This window comes from Methylobacterium sp. 13MFTsu3.1M2 (assembly GCF_900112625.1).
Lineage (GTDB): Bacteria > Pseudomonadota > Alphaproteobacteria > Rhizobiales > Beijerinckiaceae > Methylobacterium.
Window position 1 is genome coordinate 423,264 of sequence record NZ_FOMM01000002.1, and the last position, 14,867, is coordinate 438,130.

General features: G+C 70.0%; 16 protein-coding genes. 11 read left to right on the top strand and 5 right to left on the bottom strand.

What is annotated here, in order from left to right:
* Positions 1-7: 7 nt before the first annotated feature.
* The 6 genes from BM314_RS02015 to BM314_RS02040 all read left to right on the top strand — a co-directional run bounded on the left by BM314_RS02015 (position 8) and on the right by BM314_RS02040 (position 4,549).
* Positions 8-193 carry a twin transmembrane helix small protein gene (locus tag BM314_RS02015; RefSeq protein ID WP_020091853.1) on the top strand — a complete coding sequence of 62 codons (186 nt, stop codon included), beginning with the start codon at positions 8-10 and terminating at the stop codon, positions 191-193.
* 138 nt (positions 194-331) lie between these two features.
* Positions 332-961 carry an acyloxyacyl hydrolase gene (locus BM314_RS02020; protein WP_020091852.1) on the top strand — a complete coding sequence of 210 codons (630 nt, stop codon included), beginning with the start codon at positions 332-334 and terminating at the stop codon, positions 959-961.
* 13 nt (positions 962-974) lie between these two features.
* Positions 975-1,547, top strand: coding sequence for a cob(I)yrinic acid a,c-diamide adenosyltransferase (locus BM314_RS02025; RefSeq protein WP_056528350.1), 573 nt, complete (start codon positions 975-977; stop codon positions 1,545-1,547).
* Positions 1,548-1,714: 167 nt separating this feature from the next.
* Complete coding sequence (locus tag BM314_RS02030; protein ID WP_056528346.1) at positions 1,715-2,464, top strand: electron transfer flavoprotein subunit beta/FixA family protein; 750 nt, start codon at positions 1,715-1,717, stop codon at positions 2,462-2,464.
* Between the two features lie 66 nt (positions 2,465-2,530).
* Positions 2,531-3,484: an electron transfer flavoprotein subunit alpha/FixB family protein gene (locus BM314_RS02035; protein WP_020091849.1), complete on the top strand. Its 954-nt coding sequence runs from the start codon at positions 2,531-2,533 to the stop codon at positions 3,482-3,484.
* Positions 3,485-3,667: 183 nt separating this feature from the next.
* Positions 3,668-4,549, top strand: a complete 882-nt coding sequence (locus BM314_RS02040) for a 3-hydroxybutyryl-CoA dehydrogenase (protein ID WP_091976650.1) — start codon at positions 3,668-3,670, stop codon at positions 4,547-4,549.
* A 45-nt stretch (positions 4,550-4,594) separates the two neighbouring features.
* Here the strand turns inward: BM314_RS02040 and BM314_RS02045 are convergent, their stop codons facing one another.
* The 4 genes from BM314_RS02045 to BM314_RS02060 all read right to left on the bottom strand — a co-directional run bounded on the left by BM314_RS02045 (position 4,595) and on the right by BM314_RS02060 (position 8,133).
* The gene (locus BM314_RS02045; protein WP_020091847.1) at positions 4,595-4,897 is read right to left on the bottom strand and encodes a flagellar basal body-associated FliL family protein; all 303 of its coding nucleotides are present in this window, start codon (positions 4,895-4,897) and stop codon (positions 4,595-4,597) included.
* Positions 4,898-5,010: 113 nt separating this feature from the next.
* Positions 5,011-6,024, bottom strand: a complete 1,014-nt coding sequence (locus BM314_RS02050) for an NAD(P)H-quinone oxidoreductase (protein ID WP_091677170.1) — start codon at positions 6,022-6,024, stop codon at positions 5,011-5,013.
* A gap of 121 nt (positions 6,025-6,145) precedes the next feature.
* A complete protein-coding gene (locus BM314_RS02055; protein ID WP_091976652.1) occupies positions 6,146-7,387 on the bottom strand; it encodes an ABC transporter substrate-binding protein in 1,242 nt (413 codons plus the stop codon).
* A gap of 119 nt (positions 7,388-7,506) precedes the next feature.
* The gene (locus BM314_RS02060) at positions 7,507-8,133 is read right to left on the bottom strand and encodes a DUF938 domain-containing protein (RefSeq protein WP_091976653.1); all 627 of its coding nucleotides are present in this window, start codon (positions 8,131-8,133) and stop codon (positions 7,507-7,509) included.
* 247 nt (positions 8,134-8,380) lie between these two features.
* Between BM314_RS02060 and kaiC the strand changes: the two genes are divergently transcribed.
* The 4 genes from kaiC to BM314_RS02080 are packed head-to-tail and all read left to right on the top strand — an operon-like array spanning position 8,381 to position 12,472.
* Positions 8,381-10,069 carry a circadian clock protein KaiC gene (kaiC, locus tag BM314_RS02065; RefSeq protein ID WP_091976655.1) on the top strand — a complete coding sequence of 563 codons (1,689 nt, stop codon included), beginning with the start codon at positions 8,381-8,383 and terminating at the stop codon, positions 10,067-10,069.
* Positions 10,066-10,407 (top strand): circadian clock KaiB family protein, encoded by a 342-nt coding sequence (locus BM314_RS02070; RefSeq protein ID WP_056528328.1) that lies wholly within the window; start codon positions 10,066-10,068, stop codon positions 10,405-10,407. Before kaiC ends, BM314_RS02070 begins: the two co-directional genes overlap by 4 nt.
* A gap of 41 nt (positions 10,408-10,448) precedes the next feature.
* Positions 10,449-10,721, top strand: a complete 273-nt coding sequence (locus BM314_RS02075) for a circadian clock KaiB family protein (protein WP_020096506.1) — start codon at positions 10,449-10,451, stop codon at positions 10,719-10,721.
* Positions 10,721-12,472, top strand: a complete 1,752-nt coding sequence (locus BM314_RS02080) for an ATP-binding protein (RefSeq protein WP_091976656.1) — start codon at positions 10,721-10,723, stop codon at positions 12,470-12,472. Before BM314_RS02075 ends, BM314_RS02080 begins: the two co-directional genes overlap by 1 nt.
* 9 nt (positions 12,473-12,481) lie before the next feature.
* Here BM314_RS02080 and upp read toward each other — a convergent pair whose 3' ends face one another.
* Entirely contained in the window at positions 12,482-13,117 is a 636-nt protein-coding gene (upp, locus tag BM314_RS02085) for a uracil phosphoribosyltransferase (protein ID WP_020096508.1), read from the bottom strand.
* 478 nt (positions 13,118-13,595) lie between these two features.
* On the opposite strand from upp, the gene BM314_RS02090 reads away from it, so the two are divergent.
* Positions 13,596-14,867 (top strand): methyl-accepting chemotaxis protein (locus tag BM314_RS02090; RefSeq protein WP_091976658.1); only part of this gene is annotated, 1,272 nt, incomplete at its 3' end.

The window sequence follows — 14,867 nt, forward strand, 5'->3', positions numbered from 1 at the left end:
CGACCGCATGTCGTCCAACACCCTCGTCCTGATCGCCTGCCTCGCCGTCGCCGCGGTCCTGGTCGCGGGCCTCGCCAACATGATGCGCGGCGGCAGCGTGAACCTCTCGCAGAAGCTGATGCGCCTCCGGGTGCTCCTGCAGTTCGTCGCGATCGTGATCATCATGGGCGTCGTCTGGTGGCGCTCGGCGTGAGGTCGTCGGGCCGGGTGTGACCGCGCCGCCGCACCGAACACCTTTCGATCCGGTGAAGGATGAATAGGCCGCCCCGCCGCGCGGGCCTCTGCTACGCTCGGTAGAAGCAAATCGCTGCGCCTAACCGGCCGAGCCCGCATGACTGCCCCTTCCCGCCTCCGTCTGTTCGGCCTTCTGACCGGGGCGGCGATTCTGCCGGCTTCGGCCGCCGACCTCGCGCCGCCGCCGCCCGCCGCCTACGCGGCCCCCGTCCAGCCGCTCAGCATCGTGTCGGAGATCCGGATCGGCGGCTCGGTGCAGGATCCCGGGAGCGCCGAGGGCAAGCTCCCCGGATTCAGCAAGGCGAACGTCAACGGCGAGATCCTGTTCGCCAAGCCGCGCATCAGCGACGATCCGTTCTGGCAGGCCTTCGTGCCGCGGCCGACCGTCGGCGGCAGCTACAACACCGGCGGCCGGACCAGCTACGCCTATCTCGGCGCGACCTGGACGCTCGAGATCTTCCCCGAGACCTTCAACCGCCGCGTGTTCCTCGACGGGTTCTTCGGCGGCGTGGCCCATAACGGCTGGACCGGCCCGAAGGCCGAGACGCCCTACGGCTTCAACACCCTCGGCTGCTCGCCGATGTTCCGCGAGGCGGCCGCCCTGGGCTTCCGCCTCACGGAGCACTGGAGCATCATGGCGACGGTCGAGCACATGTCGAATGCCGGGCTCTGCGCCAACAACCGCGGCCTGACCAATTTCGGCGGCAAGATCGGCTACACATTCTGAGGTACGCCACCCCGTGGTCAAGCTCAACCGCATCTACACGAGGACCGGCGACAAGGGGACGACCGCGCTGGCGGACGGGCAGCGGCGCTCGAAGGCGGACCTGCGGGTCGAGACCTACGGCACCGTCGACGAGACCAATGCCTGCATCGGCATGGCGCGCCTGCACACGCAGGGCCCCCTCGACGGGATGCTGGGGGCGATCCAGAACGACCTGTTCGACCTCGGCGCCGATCTCGCGACGCCGCCGACCCCGGAGCCCCTCCCCTACGAGCCGCTGCGGATCGTGGCGAGCCAGGTCGACCGGCTGGAGCGCGACATCGACGCGCTCAACGCCGCGATCCCGCCGCTGAAATCCTTCGTGCTGCCCGGCGGCTCGCCGGCTGCCGCGGCGCTGCACCTCGCCCGGACCGTCTGCCGGCGCGCCGAGCGGCTCGCGGTCAGCCTCGCTGCGCGGGAGGACGAGACGGTCTCACCGGAGGCGCTGCGCTACCTCAACCGCCTGTCGGACTTCCTGTTCGTGGCGAGCCGGGCGGCGAACGGCGACGGGGCCGACGACGTGCTCTGGGTGCCCGGCGCCAATCGCTGAGCCGGCATCGCGGTTTTCGCGGGGCCGCCACGGCGCCGCGTTGACAAGGCGGAAATGTGGCCGTTACGGTCCGGCGCCTTGCGTGCCCCGGCCACGCTGCGCCTCGCGCGCCCGTGGGAGTGGCCTGCACGACGACAAGAATCCTCCGGGGAAGGATCGTGACCGCCATGAAGGTGCTGGTGCCCGTCAAGCGGGTGGTGGACTACAACGTCAAGATTCGCGTGAAGGCCGACGGCTCCGGCGTCGAGCTCGCCAACGTCAAGATGTCCATGAACCCCTTCGACGAGATCGCCGTCGAGGAGGCGATCCGCCTGAAGGAGAAGGGCAAGGTCACCGAGATCGTGGCCGTGTCGATCGGCCCGCAGCAGGCGCAGGAGACGCTGCGCACGGCACTCGCCATGGGCGCCGACCGGGCGATCCTGGTGAAGACCGACGTGAACTGCGAGCCGCTCGCCGTCGCGAAGCTCCTGAAGGCCGTCGTCGAGAAGGAGAGCCCGGAGCTCGTCATCCTCGGCAAGCAGGCGATCGACGACGACTCGAACCAGACCGGCCAGATGCTCGCCGCCCTGCTCGGCTGGCCTCAGGGCACCTTCGCGTACAAGATCGAGCCCGGCGAGGGCAGCCTCGACGTCACCCGCGAGGTCGACGGCGGCCTGCAGACCGTGAGCCTCAAGCTGCCGGCCATCGTGACGACGGACCTGCGCCTCAACGAGCCGCGCTACGCGTCGCTGCCCAACATCATGAAGGCCAAGAAGAAGCCCCTGGAGGAGCTGGCACCCGACGCGCTCGGCGTCGACGTCACGCCGCGGCTCACAGTGCTGAAGACCGCCGAACCGCCGGGCCGCTCGGCCGGCGTCAAGGTCGCCTCCGCGGCCGAGCTCGTCCAGAAGCTCAAGGTCGAAGCCGGCGTCATCTGATCCGAGGCGGGGCTCCCGGTCGACGGTCGAGCCCCGCGCCACCACCTTCGAGGGCACCAGCAGACCATGACGACACTCCTCTTCGTCGAGCACGGCAACGGCCAGATCAAGGACAGCACGCTGAAGGCGCTCGCCGCCGCCAAGGAGATCGGCGCGCCGGTCCACGCCCTCGTGCTGGGCACCGGCTCCAAGGCCGTGGCCGAGACCGCGGGCAAGCTCGACGGCGTCGAGAAGGTCCTGAACGCCGAGGACGGCGTCTACGACCACGATCTCGCCGAGCCGGTCTCGGCGCTCATCGCCGCCATCGCCGAGCCCTACGACACGATCATCGCCTCGGCCTCGACCACGGGCAAGAACGTGCTGCCGCGCGTGGCCGCCCTGCTCGACGTCGCGCAGGTCTCCGACATCATCAAGGTGGTCTCGCCCGACACGTTCGAGCGGCCGATCTACGCCGGCAACGCCATCCAGACCGTGCAGGCGCCCGCCGGCAAGAAGGTGATCACGGTGCGCACGGCGGCCTTCAAGGCGGCCGAAGAGGGCGGCGCCCCGGCGCCTGTGGAGGCCGTCTCGGCGGCCGCGCCCGAGGCGGGCGGCTCGAGCTTCAAGGGCGAGGAGATCGCGAAGTCCGACCGGCCGGAATTGGCCTCGGCGCGGATCATCGTCTCCGGCGGCCGCTCGCTCGGCTCCTCGGACAAGTTCCACGAGCTGATCGAGCCGCTGGCCGACTCGCTCGGTGCCGCCGTCGGCGCCTCGCGCGCCGCCGTGGACGCGGGCTACGCGCCGAACGACTGGCAGGTGGGGCAGACCGGCAAGGTCGTGGCGCCGGACCTCTACGTCGCGGTGGGCATCTCGGGCGCGATCCAGCACCTCGCCGGCATGAAGGACTCGAAGGTCATCGTCGCCATCAACAAGGATGAGGACGCGCCGATCTTCCAGGTGGCCGATTACGGCCTCGTCGGCGACCTGTTCCAGGTCGTTCCCGAGCTGCAATCCGAGATCGGCAAAGCCAAGGGCCAGTAACGGCACCGGATCTGGCAACCCGCGAGCATTGTCGCAGAACGCGGCTTCACGGGTTCCTTCCGGATCGAGGATTGGTCTAGAAGGCAGCAGCGGCGAGACTTCGCGCGGTGCCGTCGCGTCCGTGCCGTCCAGAGAGCTGGGCGGCAGCGCTGCGGCATCCGCCTTGGGGGCACAGGTCGGCACATGCAAATGGAGATCAAGCGGGTCGGCATCGTCGGCGCGGGCCAGATGGGCAGCGGCATCGCGCAAGTCTGCGCCACCGCCGGCTTCGAGGTTCTGCTGAACGACCGCGATCCCGCCCGGCTCGAGAACGGGCTGTCGGTGATCGAGGGCAGCCTCGCGCGCCTCGTCTCGAAGGGCACGCTCACCGAAGGCGACAGCGGCGAGGCCCGCTCGCGCATCGTCCCCGCCCGCGACTTCGCTGCCCTCGGCCCGTGCGATCTCGTCATCGAGGCGGCGACCGAGAACGAGGCGACCAAGCGCGAGATCTTCACCACGCTGTGCGGGTCGCTGCGGCCGGAGACCCTGGTGGCGACCAACACGTCGTCGATCTCCATCACCCGGCTGGCGGCGGCGACCGACCGGCCGGAGAAGTTCATCGGCATCCACTTCATGAACCCGGTGCCGGTGATGCAGCTCGTCGAGCTGATCCGTGGCATCGCCACCGAAGACACGACCTACGAGTCGGCCAAGGCGTTCATCGCGAAGCTCGGCAAGACGTCGACGATGTCGGAGGATTTCCCGGCCTTCATCGTCAACCGGATCCTGCTGCCGATGATCAACGAGGCGATCTACACGCTCTACGAGGGCGTCGGATCGGTCGAGTCGATCGACACCGCCATGAAGCTCGGCGCGAACCACCCGATGGGGCCGCTGCAGCTGGCCGACTTCATCGGCCTCGATACCTGCTTGTCGGTCATGCAGGTACTCTACGAGGGCCTCGCCGATTCGAAGTACCGGCCCTGCCCGCTCCTCGTGAAGTACGTCGAGGCCGGCTGGCTCGGTCGGAAGGCCAAGCGCGGCTTCTACGATTACCGCGGCCCGACGCCGATCCCGACCCGCTGAGAGGGTCGGCCGCGGGACGGCGCATCCCGTCCCGCGCGTGACGCCTTACTTCGGCGCGCCGTTCGCGCCCGGCTGGGCCGGCTGCGGATAGGACGGGTTGCCGCCCGGAACGGCGGTGCTGTTCGACGGCGACGACCCGCCGGACTGGCCGTTGACCGAGCCCGTCACCTCCTTGCGCGACGCGTCCTGGCTCTGGCTGGCGTAGTCCTTCGGCGAGTTCGCGCCGTTCCACGTGAGCAGGCCCACGGTGGCGATCGCCAGCAGGACGAGACTCGCCACCAGGACCCAGAGCACCGGCTTACCGCGCTCGCCCTGGCGGCTCTCGTTGGGGTTCAGTCTCTCGGCCATGTGCAAAACCTTCCTCGGCGGGACGCCACACGCCGGAACGGGCGCTGTGCGACACAATCTCGTTACCGGCCGCCAACGCGGGGCCGCCGAGGCAGGTTCCTGACGGGGCCGGCTCAGCGCCCTGTCGTCAGCAGGATCTTGCCGAGATGGGCGCTCGATTCCATCAGCTCATGCGCCGCCCGCGCCTCTTCGAGCGGGAACGTGGCGTGGGTGACGGACCGGATGCGTCCGGCCTCGAGTTCGGGCCAGATGTCCCGGCGGAGACCGTCGGCGATCGCGGCCTTGTCGGCCTTCCCGCGCGGCCGGAGCGTCGAGCCGGTGAAGGTCAGGCGGTTGCGCATGATCGGCGTGATGTTCAGCCCGTCGACCTTGTAGCCGCCCATCAGCGCGATCATCACCAGCCGCCCGTCCGGTGCCAGCGACTTCAGGTTCCGGGCGAGGTAGCTGGCGCCGATCATGTCGAGGATGACGTCGACGCCGCGCCCGTCGGTGAGGCGCTTCAGTTCCTCGGCGAAGTCGGCCTGCTTGTAGTCGATCGCGGCATCCGCCCCGAGATCCTCGCAGAACCGGCACTTCTCGGCGGAGCCCGCCGTCGCGAAGACCCGGGCGCCGACATGCTTGGCGATCTGGATCGCCGTGGCGCCGATGCCGCTCGACCCGCCGTGGACGAGGAAGCTCTCGCCGCGCGTCAGGCGGCCGCGCTGGACCACGTTGGAGTAGACCGTGAAGAAGGTCTCCGGCAGACCGCCGGCATCGACCAGCGAGACGGCCTTCGGTCGCGGCAGGCAGTGGGCCGCCTCGGCCACGGCGTACTCGGCGTAGCCGCCGCTGATCACCAGGGCACAGACCTCGTCGCCGGCCGACAGGCCCTCGACTCCGCTGCCGAGCGCGACCACGCGGCCGGCGACTTCGAGGCCCGGAATCTCGGTGGCGCCGGGCGGCGGCGGGTACACCCCGGACCGCTGCGCGACGTCGGGCCGGTTCACCCCGGCCGCCACCACCTCGATCAGGACCTGGCCGGGCCCCGGGCTCGGCACGGGCGCGTTCTCCAGGCTGATCACCTCCGGTCCGCCGGAACCCGCGTAACGGATCTGGCGCATGGTCCCGGGCAGGTCGGTGGTGGCCATCAGCGATTGTCCTTCGCGCGCACGTCGTCTCGGCCGCGCTCACGGTGTCGCGGCCCGGCTCTACTTGCGGCAACGGGCGCGCTTGGCAAGCCGCGCGCCCGTTGCCGGGCCGGAGAGCCGCCTAGCGGGCCGCCGCCTTCACGGCCGCCGGGAGCACGATCGCGCCCTGCGCGAGGCTCTTCGGCCAGACCGCGACCTGCTTGCCGTCCTGCCACTGCGCCATCAGGCCGGTGACGAAGCCCGGCCCGTACTTGATCGAGTGGGTGAATTGGTCGTCCTTGCCGTAGAACTGCGTGCGCCCGACGGTGCCGACCCAGTCGGTCTTCTCCAGGGCGTCGACGAGTTTGTCGGCCTCCGTGGTGCCGGCCCGCTTCACCGCGTCGGCCGCGTAGTAGACCTGATCGTAGGCCATGTACCCGGCGTAGGACGGGTCGCTGCCGAAGCGCTTCTTGAACGCGGCGCTGAAGGCGAGCGACTTGTCGGTGATCGCCGCGCCTGGCACGGCGATGCTCTGGAAGATCACGCCCTGGGTCGCGCCGTTGGTGTTCGACCAGAAGGTCGAGGAGGTCGCCTGCGAGTTCATGCCGGTCATGGCGAGCGGCACCTTCTGATTCTGCCACTGCACGGTCGGCTGCACGCCGACATGCGAGATGCCGGTGACGATCAGGTCGGGCTTGGCCGCCTCGATCTTGTTGTAGATCGGCGTGAAGTCGCCCGTGTCCGGCGAGAAGCGGATGTGGTCGACGACCTTCACGCCGATCTCGGGCAGGCACTTCTCGTAACCGACGTCGAGCGGCCGGGTCCAGGCCGCGTCCTCGCTCATGATCGCGGCGGTCTTCACCTTCATCAGGTCGATCAGCATGTCCTTGGTGGAATCGCAGATGGACTGGGCGAGCGCCGCCGAGGTCAGGTAGCCGTGGAAGGTGTACTTGTTGCGCGCGTAGTCCTTGTGGACCGCGGCGCTGATCTCGTTCGAGGCCGCGCCGGGCGTGATCATCGGCGTCTTGAGCCGGGCCGCCCAGGGCATCAGCGCCAGCACGACCTCCGAGATGTAGCTGGCGATGACGAGGTTGACCTTGTCCTCGGAGACCGCCCGCTGGAAGGCGCGGACCGCGTCGGAGGCGGAGGACTTGTCGTCGTAGGTGACGACCTGGATCTGGCGCCCGTCGACGCCGCCCTGGGCGTTGATCTCGTCGGCGGCGAGCTGAACGGCCTGCGGGATCGAGGCCCCGACCACCGACTGCGCCTCGGCGATCACGCCGATCCTGATGGGATCCGCGGCCCGCGCCTGCGTCGATCCCAGTAATCCGGCCACTGCGAGCAGGGCCAGGGCCCGGCTCGAGACGCTGCGTTCCATCCGCATGGGCTTCCTCCTGCGGCCCGTGCGGCTTTTGCCGCCGCATCGGGTCCAGGACAGGATAGTGCAGCACGCGGATGCTTGAATACAGTGTGCAGATGCGGAAAGCCGTGACAGACGGGCGCTCACCTGTCCGCCCGGCCGAAGATCAGGCTCAGATTGTTGGCGGGCATGGCCACGCGCCGGACCAGGCTGAGCCCGTGCCGGGCCGCTTCCGCCGCGACGGCGTCGAGGTCCCGCACGCCCCAGGCGGGATCCCGCGCGCGTAAGGAGGCGTCGAAGGCGGCGTTGCTCTCCGCGAACGGCCGGTCCGCCTCGCGGAACGGCCCGTACAGGAACAGGACGCCGCCCGCGCTCAGGGCGTGTCCGGCGCCGGCCATCAAGCCCTCGGTGGCGGCCCAGGGCGCGATGTGGATCATGTTGATGCACACGATCCCGTCGACCCGCGCGACGGGCCACGCCGCGGCGGCGGCGTCGAGCGCAAGCGGCGGCCGGATATTGGCGAGCCCGGCCCGGAGCGCGTGCGCGGCGATGCTGCGCCGGGCGGCGGGTTCGGGATCGCTCGGCAGCCAGTCCAGGCCCGGCAGGGCCGCGGCGACGTGGACCGCGTGCTCACCGGAGCCGCTGGCGATCTCCAGAACGGTGCCTCTGTCGGGCAGGATCTCGCGGAGCACGGCCAGGATCGCGTCGCGGTTGCGCGCGACGGCCGGCGCCGTCAGGGCCTCGTTGACGTCGACGTCCCAGCCGAGCATGGAGGCCTTCCATCGATCTGCGCAGTCCGTCGACGGGATGGCGGCCGGACGCGTCACGCACCCATATTGCGCGGGCGGACCCGTTGCCATACCGCATTCCACCGGTGCTCTGCCCGTTCGACGCGCTGTTCGCGCCCGCCTCCGCGTCTCTCGCGGTGCGAACCGTCCCGATCGGTCCGGCAGGGTTGAGAGCGCCGCCGCACTTCCGGACTTGCCGTCCTCCGAGACGTCCAGGGATTCGCCCATCGTGCCCGACCCGCAAGCCGCCCGGACACTGCCCAAGGTCGCGACCGGCATCACCGGTTTCGACGACCTGACCCATGGCGGTCTGCCGGCCGGGCGGCCGACGCTCATCTGCGGCGCCGCGGGCTGCGGCAAGACGCTGTTCGCCACGACCTTCCTGGTCAACGGCGCGACGCTCTACGGCGAGCCCGGCGTGTTCATGAGCTTCGAGGAGCGGGCCGAGGATCTGGCGGCGAACGTCGCGTCGCTCGGCTACGACCTCGACGGTCTCGTCGCCGCCGGCCATCTTGCCATCGACCACGTGCGCGTGGAGCGGAGCGAGATCGAGGAGACCGGCGAGTACGACCTCGAGGGCCTGTTCATCCGCCTCGGCTTCGCGGTGGACTCGATCGGGGCCAAGCGCGTCGTCCTCGACACGATCGAGACACTGTTCGCGGGCTTCACCGATCCGACCCTGCTCCGCACCGAGCTGCGCCGCCTGTTCGGCTGGATCAAGGATCGCGGCCTGACCGCGATCATCACGGGCGAGCGCGGCGACGGGCCGCTCACCCGCCAGGGCCTGGAGGAGTACGTCTCGGACTGCGTCGTGCTGCTCGACAACCGCGTCGAGGACCAGATCACCACGCGACGGTTGCGCGTCGTCAAGTATCGAGGCTCCGCCCACGGCACCAACGAGTACCCGTTCCTGATCGATCACGCGGGGATCAGCGTCCTGCCGGTGACCTCGGCGGATCTCGTCTACGGGGTGCCCGACGGCATCCTCTCGACGGGGATCGCCGGGCTCGACGCCATGCTGGGACCGCGGGGCTTCCATCGCGGCTCCGGGATCCTGATCTCCGGCGAGGCCGGGACCGGGAAGAGCATGCTCGCCGCCTCGATCCTCGACGCGGCCTGCCGGCGCGGCGAGCGCTGCATGGCCTTCGTGTTCGAGGAGAGCGGTGCCCAGATCATCCGCAACGCGCGCTCGATCGGGCTCGACCTCGCCGCGCACGTGGCGAGCGGCCGCCTCCGCTTCGAGGCCGCGCGGCCGAGCCTGTTCGGTCTGGAGACGCATCTCGCGCGGATGCACCGCGACCTCGACCAGTTCCGGCCGGACGTGGTGGTGCTCGACCCGATCTCGGCCCTGCGCGGGTCGTCGGGCGAGCTGCAGGCGACGCTCCTGCGCATGATCGACCTGATCAAGACCCGCGGCATCACGGCGATCTTCACGACCCTCCGCGGCGACGGCTCCCTGATCGAGGACAACGATCTCGGCGTGTCCTCCCTGATGGATGCCTGGATCAAGCTCCAGAACATGGAGGCGAACGGCGAGCGGACGCGGACCCTCTACGTCATCAAGGCGCGGGGTATGAGCCACTCCAACCAGATCCGCGAATTTCTGATGTCGTCGGACGGGATCCAGTTGGTGGATGCCTATATTGGTCCTTCAGGTGTTCTCACCGGCACCGCGCGCCTGGTTCAGGAGGCTCAGGAACGCGCGGCCGCGCAGCAGCACCGGGACGCGACCGAGCGCCGGCTCCGGGATATGGCGCGCCGACGCTCCGCCCTGGAGCGTCAGATCGAGGAGCTCAGGGCCGGCCTCGAGGCGGCCGTGGACGAGGAGGAGAGCCTGCGTACCGAGGACGCGGCGCGGGGCGTCACGCTCGCGGCGGAGCAGCAGGCGTTGAGCGCACGACGGAGTGCCGCGGAATGAGCGATACGACATCGGACGACCAAGCACCCGAGACGGATCCCGACCGCGATTCCGGCCACTATCACCTGCGCCTCTACGTCGCCGGGCAGACGGCCAAGTCTCTCGCTGCCCTGAGCAACCTGAAGCGCTTCTGCGAGGAGCATCTGGCCGGCCACTACGACATCGAGGTCATCGACCTCATGAAGAACCCGCAGCTCGCCGCCGGCGATCAGATCCTCGCGATCCCGACCCTCGTGCGCCGGCTGCCGTCGCCGCTCAAGCGGATCATCGGCGACCTGTCGAACACCGAGAAGGTTCTGGTCGGCCTCGACATCCGTCCCAAGGCCGACCGGCCTTGAACGCGGCCGCCTCGTCTCCGACGGACGCGGAGCACGTCCGGTTGCGGCTGTTCGTGGCCGGAACCGCGTCGCGCTCGCTGCGCGCGGTCGAAGTGCTGCGCCGCATCTGCGAAGCCCACTTCCCGGGCCGCTACGAGCTGGAGATCGTCGACATCTATCAGCAACCCGACCTTGCCGAGCGCGACGGGATCCTCGCCGCGCCCACACTCCTGAGACTGGCGCCGGGGCCGGAACGGCGCCTCTCGGGCGACCTCCTGGACGAGGGCCGCGTGCTGCGCAGTCTCGAGATCGCGTCCGCCGCGGAGCCGCTCTGATGGGTGTGGACGCTCTGCTGCCCGGCGACGAGCCCGGGCTCGACGCCTATCGCGCCCATATCCGCGAACTCGAGGCGCGGCTGGAGGAGAGCGAGGAGACCCTCGCGGCCATCCGCCGGGGCGATTTCGACGCCGTCGTGGTGGAGGGGCCGAACCACGAGCGCCTCGTCTACACGCTCGAGAACGCGGACCTGCCCTACCGGGCGCTGATCGAGCAGATGCAGGAAGGCGCGTTCACGTTGGCGCTGGACGGGACGCTGCTCTACTGCAATCGGCGGCTGGCCGAGATGCTCGGCGAGCCGCAGGAGCGCCTGACCGGCCGCACGCTCCAGGGTTTCGTCCACGCGGACGTCGACCTCGGGCGCCTGATCCGGCACGCGATGGACGGGCCCGTCCGCGAGGAGATCGCGCTGCACGCGGCGGGATCGGAGAGCGCGACCTTCCTGTCGCTCAGCCGCTTCGCCTGCCAGGGCGATCAGCCGCTCCTCTGCGGGATCCTGACGGATCTGACCGAGCAGCGACGCAATATGCAGGCGTTGGCGGAGGCTCATGCCAAACTCCAGTCCGAGAGCGCCGAGCGCGAGCGCGTGGAGGAGGCGCTGCGGCAGTCGCAGAAGCTCGAAGCGGTGGGGCAGCTGACCGGCGGCGTCGCCCACGACTTCAACAACCTGTTGACGGTGATCAAATCCTCCACCGACCTGCTCAAGCGCCCGGACCTGCCGGAGGAGCGCCGTCGCCGTTACGTCGAGGCCATCTCCGACACGGTCGACCGCGCCGCCAAGCTGACCGGCCAGCTCCTGGCCTTCGCGCGTCGCCAGGCCCTCCGGCCCGAAGTTTTCGAGGTGGGCGCCTCGCTGCGGGCCGTGGCGGAGATGCTGGATTCGGTCACCGGAGCGCGCATCAGCGTTCTGGCCGAGATCCCCGCCACCCCCTGCTACATCCGCGCCGACCTCAGCCAGTTCGAGACCGCGCTGATCAACATGGCGGTGAACGCCCGCGACGCGATGGGCGGTGAGGGCACCCTCACCCTGAAGCTATCCGGCGACCGGCCGATGCCGGCGATCCGCGGTCACGCGGGGTCGCGCAGCACCTTCGCGGCGGTGTCGCTGTCCGACACCGGCATCGGCATTCCGGCCGACGTGCTGCCGCGCATCTTCGAGCCGTTCTTCACCACCAAGGACATCGGCAAGGGCACCGGGCTCGGGCTGTCCCAGGTCTTCGGCTTCGCCAAGCAGTCCGGGGGCGACGTCGACGTGTCGAGCAGCCCGGGCCACGGCACGACCTTCACGCTCTACCTGCCGCAGGCGGAGCACGCGCCGGACATGTCCGTCACGCCGCGGAGCGAGGAGAACGGGCTCGACGGCGCCAGCCTCTGCGTGCTGGTCGTCGAGGACAACATCGAGGTCGGCCGCTTCGCCACGCAGATCCTGGAAGATCTCGGGCACAAGACCGTCTGGGCGACCAATGCCGAGGAGGCGCTCGTCGAGATCGAGAGGATCCCCTTCCGCTTCGACGCCGTCTTCTCCGACGTCGTGATGCCCGGCATGGGCGGTATCGCGCTGGCCCGCGAGCTGCAGCGGCGCCTGCCCGACCTGCCGGTGGTCCTCACCTCCGGCTACAGCCACGTGCTGGCGCAGGAGGGCGTCCACGGCTTCGACCTGATCCAGAAGCCCTACTCGGTGGATCAGCTCTCGCAGACCCTCCGCAAGGTCGTCGGCAAGGGCCGCGCCGGAGCCCGGCGTCGGCGCTGAGGCCGGCTCCTAGCGGGTGCCGTACATCCGGTCGCCGGCGTCGCCGAGGCCCGGGACGATGTAGCCGTGGTCGTTCAGGTGGCTGTCGATCGCCGCGGTCCAGACCGGCACGTCCGGATGGGCGGCCTGGAACTTGGCGAGGCCCTCCGGCGCCGCCAGTAGGCAGACGAAGCGGAGGTCGGAGGCGCCCCGGGCCTTGAGGCGGTCGAGGGCCGCGATCGCCGAGTTGGCGGTCGCCAGCATCGGATCCAGCACCAGCACCGTCCGGTCGGCCAGATCGGACGGCGCCTTGAAGTAGTACTCCACGGCTTCCAGCGTCTCGGGATCCCGGTAGAGCCCGATATGCGCGACGCGGGCCGACGGGACCAGCGACAGCATGCCGTCGAGAAAGCCCACTCCGGCGCGGAGGATCGGCGCGAGCACCAGCTTCTTGCCCTGGATCTGCTGCCCCTGCATCGGCTGGAGGGGCGTCTCGATGGTGACGGGCTCCAGCGGGAGGTCACGGGTCACCTCGTAGGCCAGCAGCATCCCGATCTCGTTGAGGATCTGCCGGAAGCCCTTGGTCGAGCGGTTCTTGTCCCGCAGATGGGTCAGCTTGTGCTGCACCAGCGGGTGATCGACCACGGTGACCCGAGCCGTCGACATGCCCCGAACCCTCCCCTTGCGGTTGAGGAGCAATGCAGGAGCGAAGGCCGGGGTGCAACTCGTCCCGGTGATCCCGGCGGAAGGCCGGATCGACGGAGGTGCGTGAGGACTCTGGTAGGCATCGCGGCCGGGCGCTGAATCCTCTCGGAAGGATGGGGGCTCGGTCGGCGCGGTCCGTCGCGTGCGGGTCCGGCACAAACGTCACTTGTCTCGTCGCCGTCAACGCTTTCGTCTGGATAAGAGAGATTTTCGGGCGAACCGGATACCCGAACCTGCGCGACGGTTCACCTTTATCTGATATGATAATGTAGCTTTGCTCGGTAAATTATCGGTTTCTGCAGTATTTTTATAAGCAAAAATCGTTCTGTGATGTTTCTAAGGCGCGAGTTGCGCGGGATCCCGAAGTGGCTAGATGCAGTCGCCTGCGTCGGGCCGCCCGATGCGACCGTCCCGCACTCGGATCTGGCCGAGGATCGTCATGCGCGCATCCATTCCACTCAAAGCAATCCTGGCCCTTCTCTTCGCGGGACTTGCCCTGATCTCCGCGGCGCAGGGCGGTCTGTCCCTCCGTCAGCTGGCCGGGATCGGGCAGGCTGCGACGGCGCTGGCCAGGGACTGGGTGCCCTCCCTCGAGAAGGTCGGCGCGATCGAAGTGGCGGCCTCCGAGGTGCGCATCAAGCAGTACCGGCTCATCCTGCTGTCGGATACGCCGGAGCACCGGGACGCCAATGAGGCCGCCCTGGCGACCACGCACGCGCGGCTGCGCGACGCGCGCCGGGCTTACGAACCGCTGATCACCACCGCCGAGGAGCGGCGGCACTACGACGCGTTCGGCGCGTCCTGGACCCGATTCGCGGAGGTGGATCGGGACGTGCGGCGCCTCGTGGAGGCGGGGCGGCAGACGGAGGCGACCGCGCTGCTGATCCGGCCCGACGTCGTGGCACTGTACGACGGTGCCCGGGCGGCCCTGGCCCGTCTGGCGGACCACGACGAGAAAGCGGCGCAGCAGGACGCGGACGCGGCGATGATCCGGGTCGAGGCCGCGTCCGCCGCGGCCGTCGCCAGCATCGGCCTCGCGCTGGTGTCCGCCCTGGCGGCGGCGATCTTCGGCCTCCTCTACATCTCGCGGCCGATCGCCGCGATGACCGCCGCGATGACCCGACTGGCGCGGGGTGAGGCCGGCACCGAGGTCCCGTTCCGACACCGTCGCGACGAGATCGGCGCCATGGCGGCGGCCGTGCAGGTGTTCAAGGACAACCTGATCCGCACCCGGCAGCTGGAGGCCGAGGCCGAGGCGGCGCGGCAGGACGCGGAGCGTCAGCGCGGCCTCGCGATGCGGCAGGTCGCCGACCGGTTCGCCGACGCCGTCGGCGGGATCGTCGCGCAGGTCTCGACCGCGGCGGCCGGCCTGCAGGCCACGGCCCGCGGCATGACGGAGACCGCGGCCGAGACCGCGGGGCAGTCGACCACCGTCGCGGCCGCGGCCGAGGAGGCGGCCAGCAACGTCGGCACCGTGGCGGCGGCGGCCGAGGAACTCGGCGCCTCCGTGCAGGAGATCGGCCGGCAGGTCGACGGCTCGGCCGGCCTCGCGCGGGCGGCGGTCGCGGAGGCCGACCGGACCGGCGCGCTGGTCCGGGACCTGAGCGAGGCCGTGGCGCGGATCGGCGACGTGGTCGGGCTGATCTCGACCATCGCGGGCCAGACCAACCTGCTGGCGCTCAACGCCACGATCGAGGCGGCGCGCGCGGGC

Excerpts from the sequence above, each read along its gene's own strand:
- BM314_RS02030 (WP_056528346.1), top strand. The coding sequence starts at position 1,715 with ATGAAGGTGCTGGTGCCCGTCAAGCGGGTGGTGGACTACAACGTCAAG.
- BM314_RS02020 (WP_020091852.1), top strand. The coding sequence starts at position 332 with ATGACTGCCCCTTCCCGCCTCCGTCTGTTCGGCCTTCTGACCGGGGCG.
- BM314_RS02040 (WP_091976650.1), top strand. The coding sequence starts at position 3,668 with ATGCAAATGGAGATCAAGCGGGTCGGCATCGTCGGCGCGGGCCAGATG.
- BM314_RS02060 (WP_091976653.1), bottom strand. The coding sequence starts at position 8,133 with ATGCTCGGCTGGGACGTCGACGTCAACGAGGCCCTGACGGCGCCGGCC.
- BM314_RS02035 (WP_020091849.1), top strand. The coding sequence starts at position 2,531 with ATGACGACACTCCTCTTCGTCGAGCACGGCAACGGCCAGATCAAGGAC.
- upp (WP_020096508.1), bottom strand. The coding sequence starts at position 13,117 with ATGTCGACGGCTCGGGTCACCGTGGTCGATCACCCGCTGGTGCAGCAC.
- BM314_RS02055 (WP_091976652.1), bottom strand. The coding sequence starts at position 7,387 with ATGCGGATGGAACGCAGCGTCTCGAGCCGGGCCCTGGCCCTGCTCGCA.
- BM314_RS02015 (WP_020091853.1), top strand. The coding sequence starts at position 8 with ATGTCGTCCAACACCCTCGTCCTGATCGCCTGCCTCGCCGTCGCCGCG.
- BM314_RS02070 (WP_056528328.1), top strand. The coding sequence starts at position 10,066 with ATGAGCGATACGACATCGGACGACCAAGCACCCGAGACGGATCCCGAC.
- BM314_RS02045 (WP_020091847.1), bottom strand. The coding sequence starts at position 4,897 with ATGGCCGAGAGACTGAACCCCAACGAGAGCCGCCAGGGCGAGCGCGGT.
- BM314_RS02080 (WP_091976656.1), top strand. The coding sequence starts at position 10,721 with ATGGGTGTGGACGCTCTGCTGCCCGGCGACGAGCCCGGGCTCGACGCC.
- BM314_RS02050 (WP_091677170.1), bottom strand. The coding sequence starts at position 6,024 with ATGGCCACCACCGACCTGCCCGGGACCATGCGCCAGATCCGTTACGCG.